The 25,607-nt window shown below is 52.3% G+C and carries 21 protein-coding genes and 1 riboswitch; of the genes, 11 read left to right on the plus strand and 10 right to left on the minus strand.

The window, feature by feature from the left end; genetic code table 11:
* The first annotated feature begins 21 nt into the window (after nucleotides 1-21).
* From ertB to KQJ23_RS18970, 6 genes are all read left to right on the plus strand, one after another.
* Nucleotides 22-1,695: a thiourocanate hydratase gene (gene ertB, locus KQJ23_RS18945; protein ID WP_249529911.1), complete on the plus strand. Its 1,674-nt coding sequence runs from the start codon at nucleotides 22-24 to the stop codon at nucleotides 1,693-1,695.
* Nucleotides 1,683-2,801 carry a thiohydantoin desulfurase gene (gene ertC / locus KQJ23_RS18950; protein WP_216480473.1) on the plus strand — a complete coding sequence of 373 codons (1,119 nt, stop codon included), beginning with the start codon at nucleotides 1,683-1,685 and terminating at the stop codon, nucleotides 2,799-2,801. Before ertB ends, ertC begins: the two co-directional genes overlap by 13 nt.
* Entirely contained in the window at nucleotides 2,788-4,326 is a 1,539-nt protein-coding gene (locus KQJ23_RS18955; protein ID WP_216480474.1) for an HAL/PAL/TAL family ammonia-lyase, read from the plus strand. Before ertC ends, KQJ23_RS18955 begins: the two co-directional genes overlap by 14 nt.
* A gap of 130 nt (nucleotides 4,327-4,456) precedes the next feature.
* A riboswitch (cyclic di-AMP (ydaO/yuaA leader) is annotated at nucleotides 4,457-4,669 on the plus strand.
* A 131-nt stretch (nucleotides 4,670-4,800) separates the two neighbouring features.
* Nucleotides 4,801-6,627 carry an APC family permease gene (locus KQJ23_RS18960; protein ID WP_216480475.1) on the plus strand — a complete coding sequence of 609 codons (1,827 nt, stop codon included), beginning with the start codon at nucleotides 4,801-4,803 and terminating at the stop codon, nucleotides 6,625-6,627.
* 17 nt (nucleotides 6,628-6,644) lie between these two features.
* Complete coding sequence (gene yfcE / locus KQJ23_RS18965; RefSeq protein WP_216480476.1) at nucleotides 6,645-7,190, plus strand: phosphodiesterase; 546 nt, start codon at nucleotides 6,645-6,647, stop codon at nucleotides 7,188-7,190.
* A 74-nt stretch (nucleotides 7,191-7,264) separates the two neighbouring features.
* Nucleotides 7,265-7,954 carry an HAD family hydrolase gene (locus KQJ23_RS18970; protein ID WP_216480477.1) on the plus strand — a complete coding sequence of 230 codons (690 nt, stop codon included), beginning with the start codon at nucleotides 7,265-7,267 and terminating at the stop codon, nucleotides 7,952-7,954.
* 26 nt (nucleotides 7,955-7,980) lie between these two features.
* On the opposite strand, the gene KQJ23_RS18975 is transcribed toward KQJ23_RS18970, so the two are convergent.
* Genes KQJ23_RS18975 through KQJ23_RS19000 form a run of 6 tightly spaced genes read right to left on the minus strand, consistent with a single transcriptional unit; the run spans nucleotide 7,981 to nucleotide 14,656 of the window.
* A complete protein-coding gene (locus KQJ23_RS18975) occupies nucleotides 7,981-9,090 on the minus strand; it encodes a YheC/YheD family endospore coat-associated protein (RefSeq protein ID WP_216480478.1) in 1,110 nt (369 codons plus the stop codon).
* Nucleotides 9,091-9,093: 3 nt separating this feature from the next.
* On the minus strand, nucleotides 9,094-9,618 hold the full coding sequence (locus KQJ23_RS18980) for a hypothetical protein (protein WP_216480479.1): 525 nt from the start codon (nucleotides 9,616-9,618) through the stop codon (nucleotides 9,094-9,096).
* Nucleotides 9,619-9,638: 20 nt separating this feature from the next.
* A complete protein-coding gene (locus tag KQJ23_RS18985; protein WP_216480480.1) occupies nucleotides 9,639-10,754 on the minus strand; it encodes a YheC/YheD family endospore coat-associated protein in 1,116 nt (371 codons plus the stop codon).
* A complete protein-coding gene (locus KQJ23_RS18990) occupies nucleotides 10,754-12,127 on the minus strand; it encodes a YheC/YheD family endospore coat-associated protein (RefSeq protein ID WP_216480481.1) in 1,374 nt (457 codons plus the stop codon). Before KQJ23_RS18990 ends, KQJ23_RS18985 begins: the two co-directional genes overlap by 1 nt.
* Before the next feature lie 36 nt (nucleotides 12,128-12,163).
* Nucleotides 12,164-13,276: a YheC/YheD family endospore coat-associated protein gene (locus KQJ23_RS18995; RefSeq protein WP_249529912.1), complete on the minus strand. Its 1,113-nt coding sequence runs from the start codon at nucleotides 13,274-13,276 to the stop codon at nucleotides 12,164-12,166.
* A gap of 12 nt (nucleotides 13,277-13,288) precedes the next feature.
* On the minus strand, nucleotides 13,289-14,656 hold the full coding sequence (locus KQJ23_RS19000; RefSeq protein ID WP_216480482.1) for a YheC/YheD family endospore coat-associated protein: 1,368 nt from the start codon (nucleotides 14,654-14,656) through the stop codon (nucleotides 13,289-13,291).
* Nucleotides 14,657-14,809: 153 nt separating this feature from the next.
* Here KQJ23_RS19000 and KQJ23_RS19005 point away from each other — a divergent pair, with 153 nt between their 5' ends.
* The 3 genes from KQJ23_RS19005 (at nucleotide 14,810) to KQJ23_RS19015 (ending at nucleotide 16,919) form a co-directional block, all read left to right on the plus strand.
* Complete coding sequence (locus tag KQJ23_RS19005) at nucleotides 14,810-15,973, plus strand: DUF445 family protein (protein WP_216480483.1); 1,164 nt, start codon at nucleotides 14,810-14,812, stop codon at nucleotides 15,971-15,973.
* A gap of 51 nt (nucleotides 15,974-16,024) precedes the next feature.
* The gene (locus tag KQJ23_RS19010) at nucleotides 16,025-16,369 is read left to right on the plus strand and encodes a YlbF/YmcA family competence regulator (RefSeq protein ID WP_216480484.1); all 345 of its coding nucleotides are present in this window, start codon (nucleotides 16,025-16,027) and stop codon (nucleotides 16,367-16,369) included.
* 232 nt (nucleotides 16,370-16,601) lie between these two features.
* Nucleotides 16,602-16,919, plus strand: a complete 318-nt coding sequence (locus KQJ23_RS19015) for a hypothetical protein (protein ID WP_430522318.1) — start codon at nucleotides 16,602-16,604, stop codon at nucleotides 16,917-16,919.
* A 57-nt stretch (nucleotides 16,920-16,976) separates the two neighbouring features.
* Here the strand turns inward: KQJ23_RS19015 and KQJ23_RS19020 are convergent, their stop codons facing one another.
* Nucleotides 16,977-19,025 carry a CotH kinase family protein gene (locus KQJ23_RS19020; protein WP_216480485.1) on the minus strand — a complete coding sequence of 683 codons (2,049 nt, stop codon included), beginning with the start codon at nucleotides 19,023-19,025 and terminating at the stop codon, nucleotides 16,977-16,979.
* Nucleotides 19,026-19,163: 138 nt separating this feature from the next.
* Here KQJ23_RS19020 and KQJ23_RS19025 point away from each other — a divergent pair, with 138 nt between their 5' ends.
* Nucleotides 19,164-20,501, plus strand: a complete 1,338-nt coding sequence (locus KQJ23_RS19025; RefSeq protein WP_216480486.1) for a DRTGG domain-containing protein — start codon at nucleotides 19,164-19,166, stop codon at nucleotides 20,499-20,501.
* Between the two features lie 9 nt (nucleotides 20,502-20,510).
* On the opposite strand, the gene KQJ23_RS19030 is transcribed toward KQJ23_RS19025, so the two are convergent.
* The 3 genes from KQJ23_RS19030 to KQJ23_RS19040 form a co-directional block, all read right to left on the minus strand.
* The gene (locus tag KQJ23_RS19030; RefSeq protein WP_216480487.1) at nucleotides 20,511-20,810 is read right to left on the minus strand and encodes a YtpI family protein; all 300 of its coding nucleotides are present in this window, start codon (nucleotides 20,808-20,810) and stop codon (nucleotides 20,511-20,513) included.
* 138 nt (nucleotides 20,811-20,948) lie between these two features.
* Entirely contained in the window at nucleotides 20,949-21,458 is a 510-nt protein-coding gene (locus KQJ23_RS19035; protein WP_216480488.1) for a sporulation membrane protein YtrI, read from the minus strand.
* Complete coding sequence (locus KQJ23_RS19040; protein WP_216480489.1) at nucleotides 21,455-21,784, minus strand: YtrH family sporulation protein; 330 nt, start codon at nucleotides 21,782-21,784, stop codon at nucleotides 21,455-21,457. The genes KQJ23_RS19035 and KQJ23_RS19040 overlap by 4 nt, the downstream gene beginning before the upstream one ends.
* A gap of 165 nt (nucleotides 21,785-21,949) precedes the next feature.
* Between KQJ23_RS19040 and KQJ23_RS19045 the strand changes: the two genes are divergently transcribed.
* Nucleotides 21,950-25,555 carry a DNA polymerase III subunit alpha gene (locus tag KQJ23_RS19045; protein WP_216480490.1) on the plus strand — a complete coding sequence of 1,202 codons (3,606 nt, stop codon included), beginning with the start codon at nucleotides 21,950-21,952 and terminating at the stop codon, nucleotides 25,553-25,555.
* Nucleotides 25,556-25,607 lie beyond the last annotated feature (52 nt).

Genomic DNA, 25,607 nt, shown 5'->3' on the forward strand with positions numbered 1-25,607 from the left:
GCAGAAGGGAGTTGAATGTGGATGACGGCGAGAATAACGGCAGCCAGGGGTCCTGTCTTGCGCTGCAAAGGCTGGCGTCAGGAGGCGCTGCTCCGCATGCTGGAAAATGTGCTTGAGAACGGAGAAAATCAGCAGGAATTAATTGTGTACGCTTCGCTTGGAAAAGCGGCAAGAGATTGGCCGTCTTATCGCGCTATTGTCGAGACCTTGATCCATTTGGAGGAGGAAGAGACCTTGGTGATCCAGTCCGGCAAGCCGATTGGCGTGTTTCGTACGCATGCCGCAGCGCCGCTGGTCGTGATGGCGAACTGCAACCTCGTCGGCCGATGGGCGACGGCAGAACATTTTTATGATTTACAGGAAAAAGGGCTTTTGATATGGGGAGGATTGACTGCAGCGGCCTGGCAATATATCGGCTCCCAAGGGGTTATTCAAGGTACTTATGAAATTTTTCAGAGTATAGCAAGACGTTATTTTGACGGCAGCCTGCAGGGAAGATTTGTTCTTACGGCTGGCCTTGGCGGCATGGGCGGGGCCCAGCCACTGGCCGGAACCATGGCGAATGCGGCGATTTTGTGCGTGGAAGTATCGGAAGAGCGGGTGGACAAACGAATTCAAGCCGGTTACCTCCAGAAGAAAACGTTCGACTTAGCGGAAGCGTTGGGATGGATCGATGAAGCCGTGCAACGTAAGGAGAGCATTTCCGTCGGCTTGGTGGCGAATGCGGCAGAAATTTATCCTCTCCTGCTTGCTAAAGGGATTGTTCCGGACGTCGTCACCGATCAGACCTCGGCCCATGATCTGTTGTACGGATATATTCCGGAAGGCTACACGCCGGAGAGCGCCGAGCAGCTCAGACAGCGGAATCCGCAGCTGCTGGAGGAGCTGTCCGGCCGGTCGATAGCCAAGGAAGTAACGGCGATGCTCGGCTTCTTGGAGCGTGGCGCCATCGTCTTCGACAACGGCAACAACATCCGGACACAGGCAAAGAAGTTCGGGGTAGAAGAAGCCTTCAACATCGATATTTTCACGGAAGCATTTTTGCGGCCGCTCTTTGCTCGGGGCATCGGGCCATTTCGTTGGGTTGCACTGAGCGGAGACAGAGAAGATATCGCCAAGATCGACGAGCTGATCCTGCAGGAGTTCAGTCATAACGAGATCGTCGTTAACTGGATCCGGCTTGCCAATCGCTATGTTCCGGTTGAAGGGCTTCCGGCGCGGATCGGCTGGTTCGGTCACGGGGAGCGAAGCCGGCTGGCTCTGCTGGTCAATGAATGGGTGCGCGAGGGGAAACTGGCCGGACCGGTTGCGTTCACAAGGGATCATTTGGATGCGGGAGCGATGACGCATCCGAATATTATGACGGAGCGCATGAAGGATGGAAGTGACGCCGTCTCCGATTGGCCGCTGCTCAATGCGATGCTGAACTGCTCCTCGATGGCCGATCTCGTGGCCATTCATTCCGGAGGCGGAGGCTACGCCGGCTATATGACAAGCGCCGGGGCTACCGTTGTGGCCGATGGAACGGAGGCAGCCGCTCTTCGGCTTCAGACCGCGCTGCTGAATGATACAGGACTGGGTATTCTGAGATATGCGGATGCCGGGTATGAAGAATCACTGGATGAAGTGAAGCAAAAGGGAATCCGCCGGATTGTGACGGAGAGTGAACAGGAGGAGAATCTGTGCGTGAACTGACAAGAGAAGACGTGCTCGCCGCCGTGAAGGGAGGCTCCGTGTTCGCCAGCGGAGGCGGCGGATGGGTTGATCATGGGCTGGAGATCGGCGGCGCTGCGCTTGCCGTCGGCAGGCCGAAGCTGGCCTCGCTGGAGGAATTGCCCGATGATGCGGTCATTCTAACCTGCACGGCCATCGGTGCGCCTGCGGGAAGAGACTGGCAAATGCTGGGCAAGGACTATATCAAGGCAGTTCAATTGATCATCGACCACTATGACGGAAAAATTACCGGCGTCATGACGCCGCAGAACGGCATGTCCAGCACGATCAACGGCTGGTTGCCCGCTGCGGCGCTCGGACTTGTCGTCGTGGATGCGACCGGCGATATCCGGGCGCATCCTACCGGGAAGATGGGCTCCCTGGGATTGGCCTCCTCGACCACTTACGAGACGTGGCAGGCTGTAGCAGGGGGCAAGCCGGAGCAGGGGAGCTACCTGGAGCTGATCGTAAAGGGAACTCCCGCACGCACGTCAAATATCCTGCGCACAGCCTCCGATATGGCAGGCGGATTTATTGCCGCCGCGAGGCATCCGCTTCCTGCGCAGTACGTCCGGCAGCATGCCGCCATCGGAGGCATCTCGATTGCCATAGGGCTGGGCAACGCTATTCTCGCCGCTGAACCGCTTGGCTCCGAGGCTGTCATCTCGGCGATCACTGGGCATACCGGAGGCAAGATCCTCGGAAGAGGAACTGTAAGGCATAAGCGCGTGGCATATAGCGGCGCATTTGATATCGGTACGATCGAGGTCCAAATATCCCCCAAAAGGTCCCTGACTCTCCATGTCATGAATGAATATATGGCGGTTGAGGATCAGGCAGGGAAACGCCTGACCACCTTCCCGGACGTGATTACGACGCTTTCCCTGAGATCCGGCCAGCCGGTCAGTGTCGGCGACCTCCGCGAAGGACAGGAAATTGCCGTATTTTCAATCGATAAATCCAAGATTCCGCTCAGCTCCAGCGTGAAGGACCCTTCGGTCTATCCGGAAGTCGAACAGGCCCTTGGGATTGAACTGTATAAGCATTCTTTCGCTTCAGGAAAGAGAAAAGCCTATGCCGGGGCTTGATGTCATTAGACTAGGCCTTGCCCCGCTGGGCATTGACGAGGTAATCGAAGTAGCATGCCATGCCCGCAAGGTAGAGATTGACAAGGAGTCGCTTGCCAGGCTGGATCACGCCAGGCAGCTCGTCTTTGAGTTGGCAGAGCAGGGCCATCCGGTGTACGGCTTGAACCGCGGGGTGGGCTGGAATAAGGATCGCAGGATCGAACCCGGGCAGTATGAGCGCTTTAACCGGAACCTGCTGTATTCTCATAGCGCAGGCGTCGGCCCGCTGGCTTCCCGGGAAGAAGTCCGCGCGGTCATGCTGACCCGTCTGAACGGATTGCTGCAGGGGCATGCCGGACTACAACCGGAAATTGTCGTACGGTATGCCGATTTTCTGAATCGCGGCATTCATCCTCTGCTTCCGCTTCGCGGTTCGATCGGTGCCGCCGACATCACCTCGATTTCCCACATTGGCCTTGCCATGATCGGCGAAGGAGAGGTCGAGTATGGCGGCATCCGCATGGCAGCATCCGAAGCACTGGAGCTAGCCGGGCTTAGTCCGATTATACTCGGCCCGAAGGATGGGCTTGCAATCGTCAGTTCCAACGCTTTATCGGCCGGGACCGGGGCGCTGGCCTTGGGGGAAGCCGAGAAGCTGCTTAAGCTTGCAGACCTCGTGTATGCCCTGTCTCTCGAAGCCGTCACCGGGAATGTGAGTCCGCTGCATGAAGCAGTCCACAAAGTGCGGCCCTATCCCGGTCAACTTCGAAGCCGGGATCGGATTGCCCGATACTTGAAGGGCAGCGAACTATGGGACGGAACGCTTCCCGATTCGCTGCAGGACCCGCTCAGCTTCAGGGATGCCTGTCAAATTCATGGAGCGGCCGAGGATGCTCTCCGTTATGCACGGGAGCAACTGGAGCTGCATCTGACGAGCTCTGATGATAACCCTTGCTTGCTTGTTGAGGAACGTCTTATTTTATCCAATGCCAATTTTGATCCGGTCGTATGGATTCTTGGCTTTGAAATGTTGGGGATCGCGCTGCATCATCTGTCCAAGAGTTCCTGCCACCGGATCATTAAGCTGGGCGATCCAAGATTCACGGGGCTGACCCGCTTCCTGACGCCTGATGAGCAGAAGGTGATCGGCTTCTGCACGCTGCAGAAAACCGCCACTTCTCTGGATGCGGAAATCCGCCATCTGATCAATCCGGTATCCACCGACTTTTATTCGCTGGCCGGGGATCTAGAAGATCATGCCACGAATGCGCCTCTGGTCGTCCGGAATCTCCGGGAGATTATCGAGCGCATTTATTATATTCTGGCAATAGAGCTGCTGCATGCCGCTCAGGCTGTTCAATTAAGACCTCCCGGCTTCAGGATGGGAGAGGGAACCAGGCAGCTTTATGAAGCGTTGAGAGAGGAAGTGCCCTTTTTATCCGAAGACCGCATCCTGACCGGGGATATCGATCGGACTTACCGTCTATTGAGCTCCATACGGATAAAAGGCCATAGTATATCAATAATTGAATCAAAGTCAGGATAAATCGAGATAATAAAAGCGCCACGCCAAAGTAAGCGCTTCCTTGATGGAAAAGTTATTAAATCTGAATTTTCATGTCATTTTCAAGGATTTACATTATCATGCCATAGGAGTAATATCACTCTTGGATTCGATATCTGATTCGCTGAATTTTCCCGTCACGGCGGGGAAAACGGGGGAACCGAATGCTTCTTGAGCGGGATGATTTGTATTCCGGCAAGGTGCGTGGGGTGAATCCGCGGAAGCCATGAGCCGAAGATTTATGGTACGGCAGGCAAGCGCGGAGGGGTGACTCTCACTACCCTAATCCGACAGCTAACCTCGTAAGCGTTGTTCGAGAGAGGATGATACTGTGACCAGTTCATAATGGCCGCAGAGGTTCTTTCCTCTGCGGTTTTTTGCTGCGCAAATACAAGAACAGCCGGACGATCAGCCTCAATCCGAGATCATATTCTAATTCATGGTGGTGTTGCATCTATGTTTACACTCTTCAAACGTGTCTTAATCGGTCAGCCTTTAAAATCCAAAGACCTTGGTGAGCAGAAGCTGAATAAGACGAAGGCTCTTGCGATCTTGTCTTCTGATGCGCTCTCTTCAGTAGCTTATGGACCGGAACAGATTCTGCTGGTATTGATGGCTTTGGGAGCGGTGGCATACTGGCTCTCTATTCCGATTGCGATTGGCATTCTGGTGTTGCTTGTTGCGCTCGTACTGTCTTACAGACAAATCATCTTCGCTTACCCTCATGGGGGCGGGGCCTATGTAGTGTCCAAAGAGAATCTTGGAGTCAATTCCGGTCTTCTTGCGGGAGGAGCTCTGCTTGTCGATTATATTTTGACTGTTGCAGTAAGCATTTCGGCAGGGACGGATGCTATTACTTCAGCATTTCCATCCCTGCATGGATATAATGTTCTGATCGCGTGCCTCTTGGTCATACTAATTACAATTTTGAATCTTCGAGGGCTTACCGAGTCTGCTTCGGTGCTGGCCTATCCTGTGTATTTGTTCGTAGCTATTTTGTTTCTAACTATCGCAGTAGGTCTCTATAAGGTGCTGACAGGTCAGATTTCTCCGGAGCTTCATACTTCCTTTGGCACGCCTATAGCTGGGCTTAGTCTATTCCTGTTGCTAAGGGCTTTTGCTTCGGGCAGTTCCGCTTTGACGGGTGTAGAAGCGATCTCGAACGCCATTCCGAACTTCAAGTCTCCGGCCCCTAATAATGCGGCCAAAACACTTGCTGCAATGGGGATTTTACTGGCTATCCTGTTTTCGGGAATTGTATTTCTGGCTTATTACTATGGGATCTCTCCCAAGGTGGAAGAGACGGTTGTATCCCAGATCGCTTCAGCTACTTTTGGGCGGGGAGTCATGTATTATATTATTCAAGGGATCACGGCGATGATTCTGGTTCTTGCAGCTAACACGGGGTACTCGGCTTTTCCGCTGTTGGCAGTCAATCTGGCAAAAGACAAATACATCGCCAGAATGTTCACGGTAAGAGGGGACAGACTTGGCTATTCAAATGGGATCCTGTTTCTTGCAACCGCATCGATCCTGCTAATTATTATGTTTAAAGGCCAAACCGAGCATCTGATTCCGCTCTATGCGGTCGGCGTGTTTATTCCATTTACCTTGGCTCAAACCGGCATGCTAGTGAAATGGCTGCGTGAGAAGCCTGCGGGCTGGAGATTCAAGCTGACGATTAATGCCATCGGGGCTGCAATCAGCTTTCTTGTTATGATGATATTTTTCATCACCAAGTTTCCGCAGGTATGGCCGGTGCTGATTTTTCTGCCGCTCATCGTCCTGTTCTTCCGCAGTATCCATAAGCATTATGAAGATGTCGGCGACCAGCTTCGGATCAGCTCCTGTGAGCCTCATAAACCGATTGAGGGAAATGTATTCATCATTCCGGTTGCAGGGATTACGCATGTGGTGGAGAATACACTGAATTATGCAAAATCGCTCCATCCGGATCAAATTATTGCGGTTTACGTTGCCTTTGATAAGGAAAGCGAAAAAGCGTTTGAAGAAAAATGGAGTCACTGGCAGCCTGATGTCCGCCTTGTAACGCTGTACTCCCAATATCGAAGCATTATCCAGCCGTTAACTAAGTTTGTGGATACCGTGGAATACAAAGCTAAAGAGTCGAACTTTCAGGTTACAGTTCTGATTCCACAGTTTATTCCGAAGAAGCAATGGCATAATGCGCTTCATAACCAGTCCAGCTTGTTGATTCGAGCTTTTCTGTTGTATCGCAGGGACCTGATTGTAACGACGGTTCCATATCATTTCAAAAAGTAAACAAGGAGCTATGAAATATGAAATTCATGTTTATATCCGATATCCATGGTTCGTTATACTGGCTGAACAAGGCGCTTGACCAGGTGGAGCTCGAGAAGCCGGACCGGATCGTTCTGCTCGGAGACTATATGTATCACGGCCCGCGGAACCCGTTGCCGGAGCAATATGCTCCGGCGCAGGTAGCTGATCGTCTTAATGAGTATAAGGACCGGATTCTTGCGCTGCGGGGAAATTGCGATGCTGAGGTGGACCAGATGCTGCTGCAATTTCCGATGATGGGCGATCATGTGCAAATCTACGATCAGGGGCGGCGGATTTTCGCTTCTCACGGTCATATTCATAGCATGGACAATCTGCCTTCTCTGGAAGCGGGCAGCATATTTATTCAAGGCCATACGCACATTCCTGTTGCGGAGAAGCAGGAGGGAATATATTTGCTGAATCCAGGCTCCATCTCGCTACCCAAGGAGCAATGGCCTCATTCCTACGGTCTGATGGAAGCTGATGAATTTAAGGTGCTGGACTTTAATGGGAATATCCTCAAACGGATTTCCCTGAACTAAAATAAATTCCGTTGAGACATCCCTTCAAACAAGGTATCATGGATGAAGAAATATCGACCGGAGGGATTATGGGAATGACAATTCAGCCAGGGCTGCCAAAGCCGGAAGCGATTATCTTTGATATGGATGGAACTTTGTTCAAGACAGAAACCTTGCTCATACCGGTGCATCATCAGGTGTTTGAGCAGTTAAGGCTGGAGAAGCTTTATGAAGGTGCAACGCCGCCTGAAGAACATATGCTTAGTTGTCTCGGAATGCTGCTGGAGGATATTTGGAAAAAGGTGATTCCGAATAGCAGCGAGGCAGTTCATCGACGGGCTGATGAACTGCTGCTGGAGTTTGAGCTTGCCGGTTTAAAGGCTCATCCCACCGAGCTCTATCCAGGCGTAGCCGATACATTAATCAAGCTCAAACAGCGGGGAGTCCGGTTGTTTGTTGCGAGCAATGGCCTGGAGCATTACGTGAAGGGCGTTGCGGAAGCCCATGGCATAGCGAATTTATTTGAAGGCTTGTACAGTGCCGGCCAATATCAGACAGCATCCAAGACCGAACTGGTCAGGCTCCTTCTGGACCGCCATGGTGTGAACCGGGCATGGATGGTGGGAGACCGTTCGTCCGATGTGGAGGCAGGCAAGCAAAATCATCAGACAGTGATTGGCTGCGCCTATGCCGGTTTTGGTCATGATCATGAGCTGGAGGGATCCGATATTTTGATCTCCTCCTTTGAAGAATTGCTTGAGCTGTTTGAGCAGTCTCATCTATAGCAGAGAGCTCGAATAAGCCGCTCCCTTCAAGAAGAAGAAGGGGCGGCTTTTCTGTTATATAACCACAAGGCGTACTCCAGCGGCTTGATAATGGCTCTCCGGTAAGCTTCCTTATCCCCGGTCTGAATGAATACTTCGCGGGCCGGCTTAGGATTAACCTCAAGAATATAGACGTTTCCGCTTCGGTCTATCGCCAAATCAAGAGCAAGCTCACAGATAGCGCCAATAGATGACTCCAGATATTCAGCCACCTCCAAACTTAACTTTTCCGCAGTGCGTCTGATCTGGATCCGTTTTTCCTCGGAATGTCCGGATTGGCTTAGCAGTCTGTTCATGGAAATGGCTCTGCCCCCGCCATGCAAATTGGAGGTGACGCTTCGTGCCGGCCCGATTCTTCCTGCTCCCCCGGTAACCTCCCACTGTCCTTCACCGTTTTTCTGTACTAGCATCCGGTAATCATGCACCTTGCCGTCAGGCAGCTTAATATGGATGGCCTGCTGGGCAATGAAGCGGCTGCTGCCCTTCCAGTTGTGGAGCAAGGATCCAAGCCGTGAGATCGGCAGCTTTTGCGCAGGAATAATGGCCCGGCTTTGCCTGCGTCCCTGAACAAGCACCATGTCTTTCTCCAGCCGCTCCAGCCGTAAAATGCCGCGGCCGCCGGTGCCGTTAATCGGCTTGACATAAATCGAGGAGTGCTTGTGAAGGAGCCGTACAGGATCTGAGCTGTTCTGGAATAAGACGGTTTCAGGCAAATAGGAGCGGAAGGAAGCTTTTCTCGAGAGCAATTGATAGATCGTCCATTTATCCCGAAGCGGCCTGTTCAGGAAGCTTAGATGCCCGTAACGATGCCTGAATTGCTTGAGCTGCTCGAATCTTTTACTTCGCTGGATGCGGCAGCGGTCATAGATAAGGTCCGGAAAGTCGCGCCATTTTCGGGACCAGATTCTTGTTCTTGGATCATAGATGAGCGCATGAATCATGGATTTCTGTCCATGAACATCCATAGGAGTAAATACGTATACATCGAGTCCTAGCTTGCTTCCTTCTATAATCATTTTTTGGTAGACATGTCTTTCCTCAAGCCTTTTCTTGTCATTTAAATATAAAGTCAGAATTCCCAGAACCGGCTGAGACATCTGTTAATCACCTACTTTATCGGGTTTGTGCAGGCCATAGGGTGATAAATGAGCACGATCCGCAACTGTCGCCAGTTTCCCGCAGCATTCCAGAAGTGTTCTGTTGCTGCGGGACCGTATAATTCGGGCGACCGACAAGCCGGCATTCAGGCACATCTGCAAGCCGGCCGGATTATCCGGGGCAACAAGGCACGTAATCTCGCCCAAGCGGGCAAGCTGACGCGAGAGCAGAGAGGAACCGATTCCGAGGTTCCGATAGAACGGATTTACAACGACAACGCTAACTCCCCTGCCCTGGTCAGTAAGGCAGGAGAGTCCGGCAAGCAGAGGTCCATCCTCTGTACGAATATGGGCAAACAGGAGAGAGGACCCTGGCGCAAGGAGCTTGCTTCGGGACAGCTTCATCAGTTGATGGTAGCTTTCGGCAGTCAACCTTCCTCGGGTATATCTCTGGACAAAGGTCAGAAGCTGACCATGCTGCAGTTCCCAGTTCTCCCCTTCTTCCGGCTGCCATTCCTTGATCAGCATGAGATACCTCGTTTCCGGGATTACAACTTCCCTTGTCTGTGTAAATAGTGGCTGTACTGAAATACACGCTCCAGTGACTTCTTGCGGATATGTGGTTCATCGAATTTCATTGGCTTGGCATTGGCTTCAAAGAACCAAATTTTTCCTTCCGTATCGATCCCCAAGTCCATCGACATCTCTCCGAGCTGATTCCTGGAAGCCTTCTCGATCTGTTTGGCGATGAGCACGGCGCTTGTTTTCAACCGATTCATAAGATAGCCTGTTGTTTCTTGACCGAAGGCGGGGATGAGCAGTTTCTCCGGATCCTCGACGCTGCCTCCTTGGGGAACGTGGGTTGTAATCCGATGATATCCAGCCAGGCGGGCCCCTATGCCGGTGACAAGCCAGGTCCCCTTTCCGTTCTTTTGCACAAGCGTGCGCAGGTCGAACTGGCGTCCGTTATAAGAGGCCAGCTCGATGGCCTGCTGAACGATATACGGCGTCTTTTCAGTTTCGCGCTTGATCCTTTTCCAGAGCAGTGTGAGCTTGCCGGTTCTGTATACAATATTGCGCTGCTTGACTCCCTGAATGGTAAGGCGGTAAGCCTTCTTCTCGTTCTCGTCGATCTGAAGCAGCATAATTCCCTTTCCGGCTTTTCCGCTCTCGGGCTTCAGATAGAGACTGCGGTACTCAAGCAGCATTTCTTCCAGCGAGTGCGGAGAGCGCAGCCGTCTTGTTCTTGGCACCAAGGTGCGGGTACTGTGATTTTTTTTAAGCCAATCGAACAGCACCCATTTATTGAAGAAATACGGGTTGAACAAATGAATGTCGGCATGTCTCAGGCAGGCAGCTATTTTTTTCCGGACAGAGGGTCTTTTCTCATCCTCACGCTCAGGGATCCGGTTGTAGATTACCTGAGGAAGCGGGAACCATTGCCGCTTCCATTCCTTTTCTTCCGGGTTGTATCCGTACCCTCTGACCCGGCTTGCTGACAGCTTAAGATCCTTGACAGTCAATACATAGACCGGGAAATCCAACTCTCTGCCTGTACGGAGAAGATCCCGGAAGTTAGCTCGGTTGCCGCGGAATTGCTCCACCTTATCTTCAATCGTCAGCACCGCTACGACGGGCTTCTGATCACCTGAAATCTGGTTCATCAGGCTTCCCTCCTCCGAAATTTACTGAGGTATAAACAATGTTCAAGGATATGCTCCACTGATGCTCTCCCTTCAGCCCGGAGGGAGGGGTGCTTGAAGATCGATCTTCCCGGCTTGGCGTTCGCTTCGAACATCCAGATTTTCTCTTCCTTGTCGATCCCGATATCAAACCCGATCTCGCCGATCAGGTGTTGGTGATGAATCTCAATGGCTTCGGCTAGGGTGATCGCAACTGATTTGGCATTCCTCAGTACTTCCTCCGCTCTTGGACCGAAGGTGCGGCTAAGCGCCTGTTCAGGAGTCAGCAGGGATCCGCCGTTTTTCAGGTGAGTTGTGACACTGCCCTTGCCTGCTTTCTTGGCTCCGATACCCACGACGACCCATTGATTGCGCCCGTTCTTGTGCATATGGAAGCGAAAATCGATCGGACAGCTATCAATTTCGATCAGCCTGATTCCCTGCTGGGCAACATAACCTTGAAGCGCCCGGCCATGTCTAGCCTGCAGGGTACGCATCAGACTGGGAAAGCTGCTGAAGCGAAGCAGCACATTCCTTCCCTGCTTACGGTATCTGGCATAGTAGCCGTTCTTGGTCTGCTTCGATAAACGGTAAATTCCATTGCCCAAGCTTCCGTTATTCGGCTTATAGTAAATCAGGGAATGCCTGTCGAGCAGGTCCCGAATCTGCTCCGGAGAAGGGTTCATGATGGACTCCGGAACATACCGGTTAACGATCTGATCCTTCTCCAGCATGCGATATACATCGGACTTATTGAAGAAGCTCCAATTAAAGAACGGAATCCGGCGGCGTATGAATCGTTCCCGTAATTGGGTGATCGAATTGGATACTTCCGCACGGCGGCTGGGAAGCCGGTTGTATACCACATCCGGAAGAGGCACTCTCTTGCGGGTGAAATTTCCGGCTTCATTCAGGAAAAATCCGTTCACTGATTCATCTTCCCAATTAATATCTCTTGGAGTAAACGCAAAAATATAAGATTGCTTGCTGCCATAACGCAGCAGTTGCTTGATGAATCCGGTTCTGGAGCCGAATGGGCTGCTTGCCGAGGAGGTAGGGCCGTCAGAGAGAACGCCGATAAGCGGTCCGATCTGAACTTCTCCCTCCTGAAGGCTGCGCAGAAAGACGCCGCCGGCTTTCGGAATCCGCATCTCCCTGCGAATCCCGGATGCGAGATACAGATGCTTTCCCGCTTTGTTAATCGGCTTGATTACTGCGGGAACCCGCTCACCGCCAAACTTGAGATGAACCGATTTTTTCCCCGACAGCTTCAAGTTTTTCATCAAGGATCCGGACACGTAGACGACCCTCTGGGGCTGCTGCGTGAAATGGACGTTGCAAAAAGTCAAACTCATGAATTTTTCCTCCTAAAAAAGTCTTACGTGCCTTATTCAAGGTTTGCTCAGCAGCAAATAACGGGCATATAAAATCGGATTTTCGAAGCTCTTTCTGGCGCTGACGGCATCCCCGATCCGGAAGAAGGAAGAACGGCCAGGCTTCGAATTGGTCTCCAGCACCCAGACCTTCCCCGACCGGTCGACTCCGAAATCGATGCCAAGCTCCGCCAGCCGGCCAAAGCGGGATTCCAGACAGACCGGGATCTTCCCGGATAATTCACGGACCGTGTCTGCAATCCGGCTTCCCGGGCCAATACCGAATTCGGAGCGAAGGAACGACTCCGCCTCCCGGGGGACTCCCCCTCCGTGCAGATTAGAGGTGAGCGTCTCTTTGGCACCTATCCTGGCAGCCATTCCGGTGAGCTCCCAGCAGCCCTGGGCATTTTTCTGCATCAAAGCACGAATGTCAAACGGCTCTTTGCCGGAAGTTACGAGTTCAAGATAGGCTTGCATAATATAGGGGCGGTTCGCGATAAAGGAATGGATCCAGTTCAAGCCTTCCTGCCGGGAGTGAAACTGCCTGTGAAGAATCTGATTTTGCCCGTCCCTCCCGGTTAACAATAGCTTTTCAGATGAGGATGGGCTGATGATATGCAAGGTTCGTTTGCCATGCGTACCATGCTGAGGCTTCAGGAAGGCTTCTCCCTGATGTGAATCGAGCCACAGCTCCAATTGACTCTCTGTGCGGTATGGCAAAGTATCGGGCAAGTACGGGACCAGCTCGGGACATCCAAGCAAGGCCCGGTGAACGTTCCACTTTCCCGAGAGACCACGGGTCAGATAGCTGAATTGATGAACACCAGCTAGCCGTTTCATGGCAATGTGCTTGCGATGAAGTGTTCTTCGATCGTACGAGAAGCAGCGATCATAGACGATGTCAGGCGGTGCATACATCCTCTGCTGCCAGCTCCCGTTCTCGAAGCAGAATCCCCGGATCGAGGATTGGCCGGCACTGACCGAAGAGGGGGTGAACACATAGACCTTCATCCCGCGGCGTTGACCGATCAGACACAGCCTTCTGCAAAAATCCGCTTCTGAGAAGGGAAGTATCCCGTCTGCTTCGCGTACCAGAATCCCAAGCATACCGCGGGCCCGCTTATTGATCATTCTAAGCACCTCCTAGAAGCCGGACAGATAGCGGGTATATTCAACCACTTGCTTGACGGACGGACGGATCTTACCGACCCCGATGGGGGTATTGTCGTTCTTGGATGGTTTCGAGTTGACCTCCAGCAGCCAGATATGCCCGGCGTTGTCCACGGCCAGATCTATCCCGAGCTCGCCAAAGTGGGCGGGAATCTGATGGTCAACAGCGTCTGCAATATACAAGGCGGCCTTACGCAGCTTAGAAGGAATCGTCCCTTTCAAACCGGAGGGAAGCGAGGATTTGAGTACGGCTTCTTTGACTGTGCTCAAGGACCCGCCGCGAGCCAGATTGGAGACGAAATGATGGCCTCCCGCCGTTCTGGCAACAATAGAAGTGACATTCCAGTTTCCGGACAGGTTCTTCTGGACCAGAGCCCGAAAATCAATCGGTCTTCGATCTGCTTCAATGAGAGAAAGCCCCTGCTGGATTTGATAGCGGGTAGCTTTCATTTTTCCGGATAATGCGGTATACAATTTGGCGAGACTGGGATAGACCTGCCGCCGGGTCCCTCCTACTTGGGCAGTCTGGGTCTGGAAGGCCCCTCCTTCCAGCCGCGATACCCGAATAATCCCTTTGCCAAGACTGCCTTTTATCGGCTTCAGAAATACAACAGGATGCTTGGCGCACATGGCCTTGAGGGTTTGCAGACCTTGGAAGGCGTAGGATTCCGGCAAGTATTTCGAGATGCTGAAATCTCTGGAGAGCGCATCAAACACTTCTGTCTTATCCAGAAACTTTTCATTGAAAAAGTGGCTGCCATAGCGGGATTTTACTTCCTTCAGGAAATGCTGTACGCTAGGTTTATTCTCCAGCTTTCTTGAGGTTAGACGGTTGTAAAATACATCGGCCGCCGGTACTTGGGACTTCTTCCATCCGTCTCCATAGACCCAGGCGGACACGCTCGATGAATTTGCTCCGATCTGGTCCGTTGTGAAGAAGTAGACATATACGCCTTGGAGTTGGCAGGCATTGACGAGTTCCTTACAGAACATCGTAATAGGACCAAAGGGACGCTCCGGTGAATCCGGGTAGTCTTTGCTGATCAGCACACCAAGAAGCGGCCCGAATTGCAGGGTTGTCGAATGAGGACGGTAAGTCAGCCTCAGCGAAGCACGGGGCTGAACACCCATCTGAGCGGCAAGCTGCTGGCTGATCCGTATTCCGTCAAACTTAGCCAACGGTACGACTCTGACGGTTTGCCGGAGCGATCCGAATACCAGCTGCATGCGATGATGAACCGGTATTCGCCATTGCTTGATCAACTGATCACCGAGTACAACATAGTCGCTTTCAAGTAGGTTCGGACTCATGATTTGGATTTTCAACTTTTTGGAGGGCATGAAGCGGATCTCCTTCCAAGCCTGTGGCTTGATGGTCTTGGATACCAATTAGTTCATCTGCATAAGCGCATGTAATGCATCATATGAGAACCCGGAACCCTTGGTGATTACCCATGGGCCATTTGCCGGGGAGCATGAAGGAGGTAGTTCAAGGTGGACGACTGGCTGTATGTGCTCGTAACGGTAGCCGTCGCCGGATTTGTAGGCGGAATCACTAACCATTACGCGATTAAAATGTTGTTTCACCCCCGAAGAGCCGTGTATATTGGCAAGTGGCATGTCCCCTTTACGCCTGGCTTGATCCCTAAAAGACGAGATGATATCGCAAAATCCCTGGGGAAAGTAGTTGCCGAATATCTGGTTACACCCGAAGGGATTCAGGAGTTTCTGCTGCGCCCTTCGTTTCGAGCGCAAGCAGAGGAGCGGATAAAGCAAGCATTCTTCCAGCTTGCCGATAGCCAATCGACGGTCCGGGAGATATTGCTGCGCTGGATCACAGAGGAAAAATGGGAATCGCTCAAGCTGGAAGTGTCTGATGCAGGAAGATCAGCCGCCAGCCGGGCATTGAGAGCATTATGGGAGAAGCAAGACTTGGGCTCCCGTCAACTTAAGGCTGTTGTGCCGGGATGGACGGAGGAGAACCGCAAGCGTTGGAGCGGGAAGGCAGCTGAGATCGTAATCCGTTCACTTGAGGATGAACTGCTGTCATCAGCGGGGCAGAAGCTGCTGACGAAGCTGGCCGGGGAACTGGTGGACAAAACAGGCGGGTTTCTCGGGGCGATGGCGGCAATCTTCGTGGATGAAGATAAGCTGGTACGCAAGCTGACACCGGTGCTGCTGCGTACCCTTCATGGAAAAGAGCTGGAAGGTCAATTGGTTGCCCTGATCAGTGATAAGCTGGAGCAATTCGGTGAACAGCAGACCGGTGAGCTGCTGGAGCTTATCATGGAACGGGAACCGTTGGACTGGCTGAATGAACAAAGTGAACGGCTGCCGGTGGAAGGATGGATTCGCTCAATTGAACAGTTCGAGGTGGGACAACTGATCGATCCTTGGAAGGAAAAGGCCGATAGATGGATTCCTTCTATTACCGGGAAGGCCATTGAACTGATTGGCGGGCTCCTTCCTGCTGCTTTTCAAGCGGTCCGGCTTCCGTCCCTGGTGCAGGAACAGGTCGAGAAGTTCCCGATCGAGCGGTTGGAGGAGATCATTCTTAGCTTATCCGGCAAGGAATTCAGAGCCATTACGTGGCTTGGCGTGCTGCTGGGCGGGATGATCGGTCTGATTCAGGCACTGTTCATTATTTGGACGAGGTAAGGACTAACAAAGAACAAGGAACAGAAGAACAATTTGAAAGGATGAACGGCAATGAATATTTATGACAAGGCAAATGAATTGGCGAAGGCACTTCGTGAGAGCAAGGAAGTTGAGGATGTTGAGTCAGCCATGAAGCTGGTAGAGGCGGATCCTGAAAGCAAGAAAATGCTTGATGATTTTCGCACCCGGCAAAATGAGCTTCAACAGATGATGATGGCGGGAAATATGCCTTCACAAGAAGAAATGGAGACGATGGAGAAGCGATTTGAGGTGCTCAGCATGAACCTTGGGATTCGCAGACTGTTTGAAGCCGAACGCCGGCTGAGTGTGGCGATTCAAGATATTAATAAAATTATTACGGACAGCCTCCAGCATTTATACGGAACCCAAATGTAATATTGCGAGTTCAAAAAGTCAGGTTTTTAGCACCGAGAAGGTTGGGAGGACCCGAAGAAGGAGGAACGGAGTGTAGGAGAACCCTGCATGAGTACCGGACTTCTAGGGTGAACGCAAGATTCGAAGTCGAATCAACCTCTTGGAATACTTCGTGATCAAAAGATGACTTTTTGAACTACCTCTAATATTCATATTATCAAAGCATCCTTCATAGAGTAGAAATATAGATTCGATGAAGAAGGAGCTGCTGTTTAATATGAAGACGGTAAAGAAGCCAAATAAACTCAAGCATTTCATGTATCTGATTATCGCGCTTGCCATGCTGGTATATGCCTTGCCGATGATATCCTTCGAGCCGGGAACCGGCTGGATTTCCGCCTTTGGTGCTGTGTGGGCGTTATTTGCTTTCCTAGTCATTGGAGCGCATCTGCATTTTATTCTCGGCGTCAACGAAGAGAAACAGCAAAAGCTCGAGGAGGTACGCCGGGCCAAATACCGGGAATGGGAGAGCAAGTGGCTGCAGGAAGGCAAGCAGAAACAGAGCATGTGAGAGCGGAAGAGGATGAAAAAGACGGACCCGGAATAAGCATAAGCGGGCCCGTCTTTTTTACTTGTACGCTTCATCAGAAGCCTCGGAGGTAACGAGGACGGTCTTGGTGGAGTCAACCCACTTCACAGTCAGACCCAACCGCTCGGATAAAAACCGAACCGGAACCATCGTTCTCCCCGATAGAATACCGGCAGGGGTACTTAATGTAACCGCACTACCGTTAACATAAGCTTTATTGCTTCCTACAATCCATGTTATTTTGGTAGAACCGTTCTCGATCGTAACGGTCCCCTTGTCCTTGTCCCATGATGCAGTGCCTCCGAGCACATTCACAAGCTCGCTGACAGGAAGAAGAACACTTCCATTTTGCAGAATGGGATGCTGATCCGGGAATAACATGACTTTTCCGTTAATGCTGACCTGAATTCCTCCAGCGTTTGCGGCAGTATTCTCAGTAACCGCAGGATCAGCGGAATCTGTAGCGGTGGAAGCAGCAGCCTCTGGCAATTTCGTGACCGGGAGGCCGAGCTGTTCCTGCAGGTTCACAAGCCGATTCAGGGCGAAGGTCATAATGGACCCGGATGCCATCAGAGAGTTACCGCCTCTGCCACCGAATTGGGCTCCTCCATCGGTTGGAGGTGTCAGGGCATTTGCATTTTCACTGCCCTCAGGGAGAGCCGCACCGTCAGCTGGTCTTTGCGGAGCTGTACCGTCTGGAAGACTTGGCGGATTAGCGTCTGCGCTGTCGCTGTCTTGCGGCGGTGTCGTCCCCGCACCTTGCGGCCGCTCAGTCATCGTACCTTGTGGAGGCGTCCCCCCAAACCCGCCGTTCATGCCCGAATCAATAGAATAGGACACATTGGATTCAAACTGCTCCATGGTATAGAATTTAGTCGGATCAGCCTCTACGCCGGGACGGATAAAATCAGCCAGGCCAGTAATCTTTTGCTCGATGTCACTCATATAGTCCACAAGCTCGGACACATACGACAGGTATTTCTCCTTATACTCGGCTACTTGCAGCAGATTATTGATTAAAGGGCGTTGAGTCATGCTGACTCCCAGCACCGGGGCATCTAATGATACATTTGTGGCATTGCTGTTACTGGATGTGCCAGTGGCGCCTGGAGACATGCCTTGTCCCCCTGTGTAACCGTTGAATGACATATTGAAGTCCCACGGGATGACCGTAAATTTGCCGTCTTTGTCTCCAAACAGCTCGAAGTTTTGTGCTTTGTCGCCGTTGTAGCTGTCATAGTTGCCGAAGACTACATTTGCTGCGATATACTTCAGGGCAGAGTCAACATCAAGCACCTGTTCAATATCTCCCTTTTCACCGGCGGGCATTTCATTCAGGACTTTAATGAAGTTTTTGAGAGAAGCTTTATCATCATCCTTGCCGGCATCCAGACTGATTGTGCCGTAATCGCTGTCTTCACTGTATTGCAGGGTAGTCCCGGCCTCTGTATCATACAGGGTGCCTTCCTCCAGCATATCCTCACCGAAATTTCGTTCCATATAGGAATCGTCCACAGCTTCTACCGCAGTATAGAAGCCATACAGTTCACCGTTAATATACAAATTTGCAAAAGTAACGAGCGGCGCATTCAAGCCAATGGAGCGTAGCGCTTCATAGTGCAGATACTCTCTCATAAATGAAGGATCCGAATAATTATTGTTCAGGACCAGCTTGTCCAGCCCCAACAGAGTTTGCTTTTTATCGTATTTGTCGAATTTGATCCGGAAGCTGTAACGATCCGAATCCGACATGCCAGCCACGGAGTTCAAGGTCAGATTGCCCTTGGTAGAAAAGCCGATATTCTCCAGCACGCTTCCATTAACCTCGGCCGTTACCTTTTTATATTCCTTATCGAGCGGACTTGCCAATATGCTTGTCCAGTCCTCATCGGCAATCGTCACCTTTACCTCCATGATTTGTCCGGCTTGGAACAGCGATTCATATTCCTGGGCAACTCCCGCAGTGATCTCCGTTGAAGTTGCGGCTGCTGCCCGAGGGACAAATCCGCTGAAGCTCCCCCATGATACGGCCATTACTGTGGACAGGGCTGCGATAGCGAGCTTGGCTGTTTTTCCTTTGAGTTTCATCGTATTCCTCCTCTTAAAAACAAATTCTTCAATTATCATAGCGGTGGAATCTGAAAACAGCCTGAATCTTGGCTGAGTATTCGATTATAGTGTATATTAGATACAGAGTGGTACAGAATCCGACGGGGGGTATAACAGTTGGAGGGACATGAAGAAAGTGTAACGAAGCACGAGCAGCTTCTACAGCATATTGAGGGACTTAAGATTGGAACCAAAATTTCCGTGCGTAAGCTGGCCAAGAGTCTGGGGGTCAGTGAAGGAACAGCCTATCGGGCCGTGAAAGAAGCGGAAAATCTGGGGATTGTGATTACGAAGGAACGGATTGGCACGGTTCGTGTCGAGAAGAAGCCGCGCAATATTTCGGATCAATTGACCTTCGGGGATGTTGTCGAAATCGTGGAGGGACATGTGCTTGGCGGAGCGGAAGGACTGGACAAGACGTTGTATAAGTACGTCATCGGCGCGATGAAGATCGACGCAATGGCCCGCTATATCGATGCAGGAAGCCTGCTGATTGTCGGGAACCGCGAGAATGCCCATGCCCTGGCGCTTGAACAAGGAGCAGGCGTGTTGATTACCGGGGGATTTGGTACGAGCCGGGAGGTCAAGGCACAGGCAGACAGCTTGTCCCTGCCGATTATTTCCTCCCGTCATGATACGTTTACGGTCGCATCGATGATTAACCGTGCGATTTTTGATCGACTGATCAAGAAAAAGATTATGCTGGTGGAAGATATTGTAGCAAGCAAGCCGAAGGTGAACATGCTGAAGGTAACGAGCAATATTTCTGATTTCGATCAGCTGTCTATAGAGACAGGGCAATATCATTTTCCTGTCGTTGATGAATGGAATCGGGTGATCGGGATTATCAGCCGCAAAAATGTGGAGGAGCTGAGCGGAGACCAGAGCATCGAAAAATGCCTGACCCGCCATCCGATTACGGTCGGCCTTCAGACTTCGCTGGCATCGGCTGCCCAAATCATGGTGTGGGAAGGCATTGATTTCCTGCCGGTCGTGGACAGAAACCGGAAGCTGATCTCTTCCATTACCCGGCGCGAAGTTCTTCAGGCCATGCGTGATGCACGCAATCAGCCGCAGATGGGCGAGACGTTCGAGCATTTAATGTGGAACGGGTTTGCCGAAGAACGTGATGAAGACGGGCGTCTATTCTTTCACGGGATGATCACCCCTCAAATGGCTACCGATTTAGGCACCATTTCTCATGGTGTACTAACTTCGTTGATGACGCATGCAGGCTTGAGTACGGCCAAGGATATCAGCGGCGGGGGAGATTATGTAGTGGATAATCTGACCACTTACTTTGTTCGTCCGGTCCAGATCGAAAACCCGGTCATTATCCGTCCGCTGGTTCTTGAGATGACGCGCAAAACCTGCAAGCTGGAAATTGTGATGACCTATCAAGAGCATTTGATCTCCAAGGTGGTTATGACGCTTCAATCCATTGATCACGCCTAGAACGAATGCTTACTCTGCACGATGTCTGGAGATCAGCCCGTAATTGCGGAATCCGGCAAAAAGGTTGAATGCGCCGATCACCATGAATAAAGCGCCAACAATAACGCGTACCGTGGACCCGCTGAACATGAACATTTGGATCAAGGACAGCACAATGAGCATGAAGCCCATGCTGATGTTCATCTTTGCCTGGGACAAGCCGCGAACCCGCGGGTCCAGGGAACGGCGGGATTTGACACTGAACACAATGGAACAGACGCTCGATACAATCAGAATGGCGTACAGAACATATAACAGGCTCTCAATCATGATAAGGGTCACGGCTCCTTCGTTTAGAGGTTATTCGAACAGTCAACTTTTGATCACGAATGAGCACTTCATATTTTTTTGTTATGCAGTTGTGATCTTTATCATTGTAACATGGATTTCGGATGCCGTCGCGGCCGTTTAGCTCTTGATGTAAGGACGGATATCCACCCAAATTTGGAGGACGCCTTCACTGACGAGCATCGTCTTGACCTGTATGCTGTACTCCTTCTCGCGAACTGTGTAAATTTTTCGATTCAGCAGTGTTCGCGCCATCTTGGCATCGGAATCGATCTCGAAGATGCTTCTGCCCCGAAGCACCTCCAGCTCTTCGTGCAGCTGCTGAACCACTTCCTTCACCGCAAGCGCATCCAGCGGAGGATCGCGCTCCTCAACCCGAATCTTAATCTCCTTGACTACGGTCGAACGGTTTTGATATTTCTTCAGAGTCTTATTATCTTCCTCTGACTGATAAAGCTGGATTTGCAAATCCTTGTTCTCAATCCACAATTGATTATAGCTCTTCTGAAATACGAGATTATAAATGATGCTTCCGGCTACCATGCCCAGGACAAATACCGAGAATAGCTGCATGAATCGTCTGAAGCCTTGAAGGGATTCCCGTGAGGGCAGCTTGCGCTCTTCGCTCATCCCCGCCCCCCTCCGCACATCCACCTTACCAGCTCTGCCCCGATATGAGCTCCCATAAAGGCAGAAAGTAAAAACAGAATTTGCTTGATTGCCGGTGAGATATTTCCATCAAAGAAATTACTCTCGATTACCCGCATGGGATCAATCGTGCCTCCTACTGCGGCAGCCAGTGCCCAAATCTTGATTCGTCCGGCGATATCCAGCATCGTCTGGGTCGGGGGCTGCAAGGATACGATAGCTCCGATCCCGCCTATTAATGCTCCTCCGAGCACGATACCGAAAGCAACAAAAAAATCCATAATAGCTTTTGTAAGAAATGTGCTCATTCGTTCATGGCACTCCTCTCCATTTTTGTATCCATAGCTCCTTATCCATACCATTCTATGGGCACTTGTCCGCATTCTATGATAGAATAATTTAGAAGGGAACAAATGTTTCTCCCTGTGTCAAAGGAGGGGGACTTATTACGGTTTGCGAAAGGTTGGGAAGGCATGAACAGCAATCCATTCGTTCATCTGCATGTGCACAGTGAATATAGCTTGCTTGACGGCGCAGCCCGTCTTGAAGAGCTGGTGGGAAAGGCCGCGGGATTAGGCATGACCTCGCTGGCTCTGACCGACCATGGTGTCATGTATGGAGCCATTCCATTTTATAAATTGTGTAAGGCTAACGGGATCAAGCCGATTATCGGCTGCGAAATGTACTTTACAGCCGGTTCGCGCAAAGAGCGGGGGAGCCGGAAGGATCAGCCTATTCACCACTTGATTTTGCTGGCCAAGAATGAGGAAGGATACCGGAATCTGATGCGGCTCTGCTCCATTGGACATCTGGAGGGATTCCATTATAAGCCGCGCATCGACTGGGAGGTGCTGGAGCAGCATCACGAGGGACTTGTCTGTCTCAGCGCTTGCCTGGGCGGCGAAGTGCCGCAGCATCTGCTGCATGGACGGCCCGGCGAGGCCAAGCGTGCCGCTCTCCGGTATAAAGAAGTATTCGGCGAGGATTTCTATCTCGAATTACAGGATCACAGCATGCCGGAGCAGAAGAAGGTGAATCCGCTGCTTATTGAGCTGGCTGCGGAGATTGGGGTACAGCTTGTCGCCACGAACGATGTCCATTATTTGGAGCGGGAAGATGCCAAGATGCAGGATGTGCTTATCTGCATTGGAACGGGAAAGAACATTGAGGATGAAGAGCGGTTCCAGATCGGTACAGAGCAGCTTTATTTGAAGAGCGGTGAACAGATGGCCGCGCTCTTCCCTCATGTTTCCGAGGCCATTACAAATACTGCGGTTATTGCTGACAAGTGTAATCTGGAGCTGGAGTTCGGCCGGCACATCCTGCCTGCCTTCCGGCCGATACCGGAAGGAATGGATGCAGGAGCGTATCTTGCGGAGCTATGCCGCAAGGGGCTGGAATCCCGGTACAGCGGGCAGGAGATTTGGGAGAACGAGGACGGCAGGAAAAAATTGTACGAGCGGCTCGGCTACGAGCTGGGCGTCATTGCCAGCATGGGCTTCTCCGATTATTTCCTTATTGTATGGGACTTTATTGCCTACGCGCATTCCAGAGGAATCGCGACCGGGCCGGGCCGGGGATCATCCGCAGGCAGCCTGGTGGCTTATGTATTGAAGATAACCGACGTAGATCCGATGAAATACAAGCTGTTGTTCGAGCGGTTCCTGAATCCCGAGCGGGTCACGATGCCGGATATCGATATCGACTTCAGCGATGAGCGGCGGGATGAGGTTATCGCTTATGTTGCCGAGAAATACGGCTCCGAGCATGTTGCGCAGATTATTACCTTTGGAACGATGGCGGCCCGTGCTGCGGTCCGGGATGTCGGGCGGGCGATGAATGTACCTTTTGCCGAGGTGGACAAGGTTGCCAAGCTGATTCCCGGCAATCTGGGGATTACGATTGAGCGGGCATTGGAGATCAGCTCGGATTTGAAGCAGCTATATGAGACCCAGGTAAGAGTGAAGGGACTGCTGGATATGGCCCGCAAGGTAGAGGGGATGCCCCGGCATGCTTCGACGCATGCTGCGGGCGTCGTGATCTCGCGCGATCCGTTGACCGATGCGGTTCCCCTGCAGGCAGGCAGCGAGGGGACGGCCCTGACCCAGTACTCGATGGAGCATCTGGAGTCGGTCGGCTTGCTCAAGATGGATTTTCTCGGATTAAGAACATTGTCTATCATCGAGCGCTGCAGCAACTGGATTGCGGAACAGACGGGCCGGGCCCCGGATTTTCGCCAAATAGCGGATGATGATCCGCTGACATATGAGATTCTCGGTCATGGCGAGACAACGGGCGTATTCCAGATGGAATCCGCCGGAATCCGCCGGGTGCTTCGGGATCTTAAGCCAACGGCCTTTGAAGATGTGATCTCCGTCGTAGCACTGTACCGGCCGGGACCGATGGAATTTATTCCGAAGTTCATATCCGCCAAGCACGGGGAGACGGCAGTGGATTATCCCCATCCTGATCTGGAACCGATTCTGCGGGATACTTACGGAATTATCGTCTATCAGGAGCAAATCATGCAGATTGCTTCCCAAATGGCAGGCTTCTCGCTTGGGGAAGCGGATTTGTTGCGGCGCGCCGTCTCCAAGAAGAAGCGCGAGGTGCTGGATCAGGAGCGCGCCCACTTTGTGGCCGGAAGCGTGAAGCTGGGATACCGCGAAGAGGATGCTAATGCGGTCTACGACATGATTGTCAGATTTGCCAATTACGGCTTTCCTCGTGCTCATGCGGCAGCCTATGGTGTGCTTGCATTCCAGACGGCTTACCTGAAGGCGCATTATCCTGTGCATTTTATGGCCTCTATGCTGACGGCCGTGATGGGGAGCCATCGCAAGGTGGCTGAATATATTGTCGAATGCCGCAGAATGGGAATTACGGTGCTGCCTCCGGATGTAAATGAGAGCAGTGTTCTGTTCACCCCGCTGGATGGCGTGATCAGGTTCGGCCTGGCCGCCATCAAGAATGTCGGCACCCAGGCGATGGAGAGCATTCTTCAGGAGCGGAAGGAACGGCCCTTCGACAGCTTGCTCGATTTCTGCCGCCGCGTGGATCTTCGCGTCTGCAACAAGCGGGTGATTGAGTCGTTGATTCAGGGGGGGGCGTTCGATGCGCTCCCGGGACACCGGGCTCAATTGCTGGCGATGCTTGATGAGACGGTGGAGGCGGCTGTAAAGTGGCGGAAGGAACGTGAAGATCTGCAGATCCAGCTGTTTGATTTTGTGGAGACGCCCCATTGGGAGATCGACTACCCTGAGGTTCAGCGATTATCGAGTGCGGAACAGCTGGAATTGGAGCGGGAGCTGCTCGGCCTGTATCTCTCGGGACATCCTCTGGATGATTACGAGCAGGCCCTGGAGCAGGAAGGCGTTGACAAGCTGATGGAGCTGGAGGAGGCGCCGGATGAGAAGAAGACGGTGGTCGCCGGCATGGTCGTCTCCATCAAGGCGATTACGACCAAGCAGGGCAAGGCGATGGCCTTCATGGAGCTGGAGGACCAGATCGAACGCTGCGAGGTCGTGCTCTTCCCCGAGGTGTGGCGGCGTTCTTCGCGCCACATCAGCAAGGGGGCTCTGCTTGCGCTCCGCGCCACCGTCCAGCAGCAAGACGAAGGCTTCAAGCTGCTGGCCGATGAGGTGGCGCCGCTAAGCGCGCAGAGCCTGCAGGAGCTGCGGCGCGGCCTCGCCAGAGGCGGACGCGCCGCTGCGGATGGACGTGCGGGGCGCACAGCGCCCGCACGTAAGAGCCCTGCTGCGCCGCCATCCGGCGCTGCGCAGCAGGCACCGCCTTCGGGCGCCGCCGCGGACAAACCGGCGGAGCCCGAAGGCGAGCCGAAGACGACTGCAGGGCAGCGCGTCTTCGTGAAGATCACGGCGGCGGCGGAGAACGCCCGCCTGCTGGAGCAGCTGAAGGCGCTGCTCGAACAGCACAACGGTCCTGTGCCGACCGTGCTGTTCTACGAGCGGACAGGCAAGCTGCTCGAGTTAAATGAACGCTACCGCATCCGTCCATCGCCGGAGCTGGTTCACGAGATAGAGACTGTGCTCGGCCCGAATACGGTACGTATTCGATAGAATTTCAGAGCACATTTCGGCATCCCTCCGCATACACTTAGGAACACGAACG

Source organism: Paenibacillus brevis (assembly GCF_018919145.1).
GTDB lineage: Bacteria > Bacillota > Bacilli > Paenibacillales > Paenibacillaceae > Fontibacillus > Fontibacillus brevis.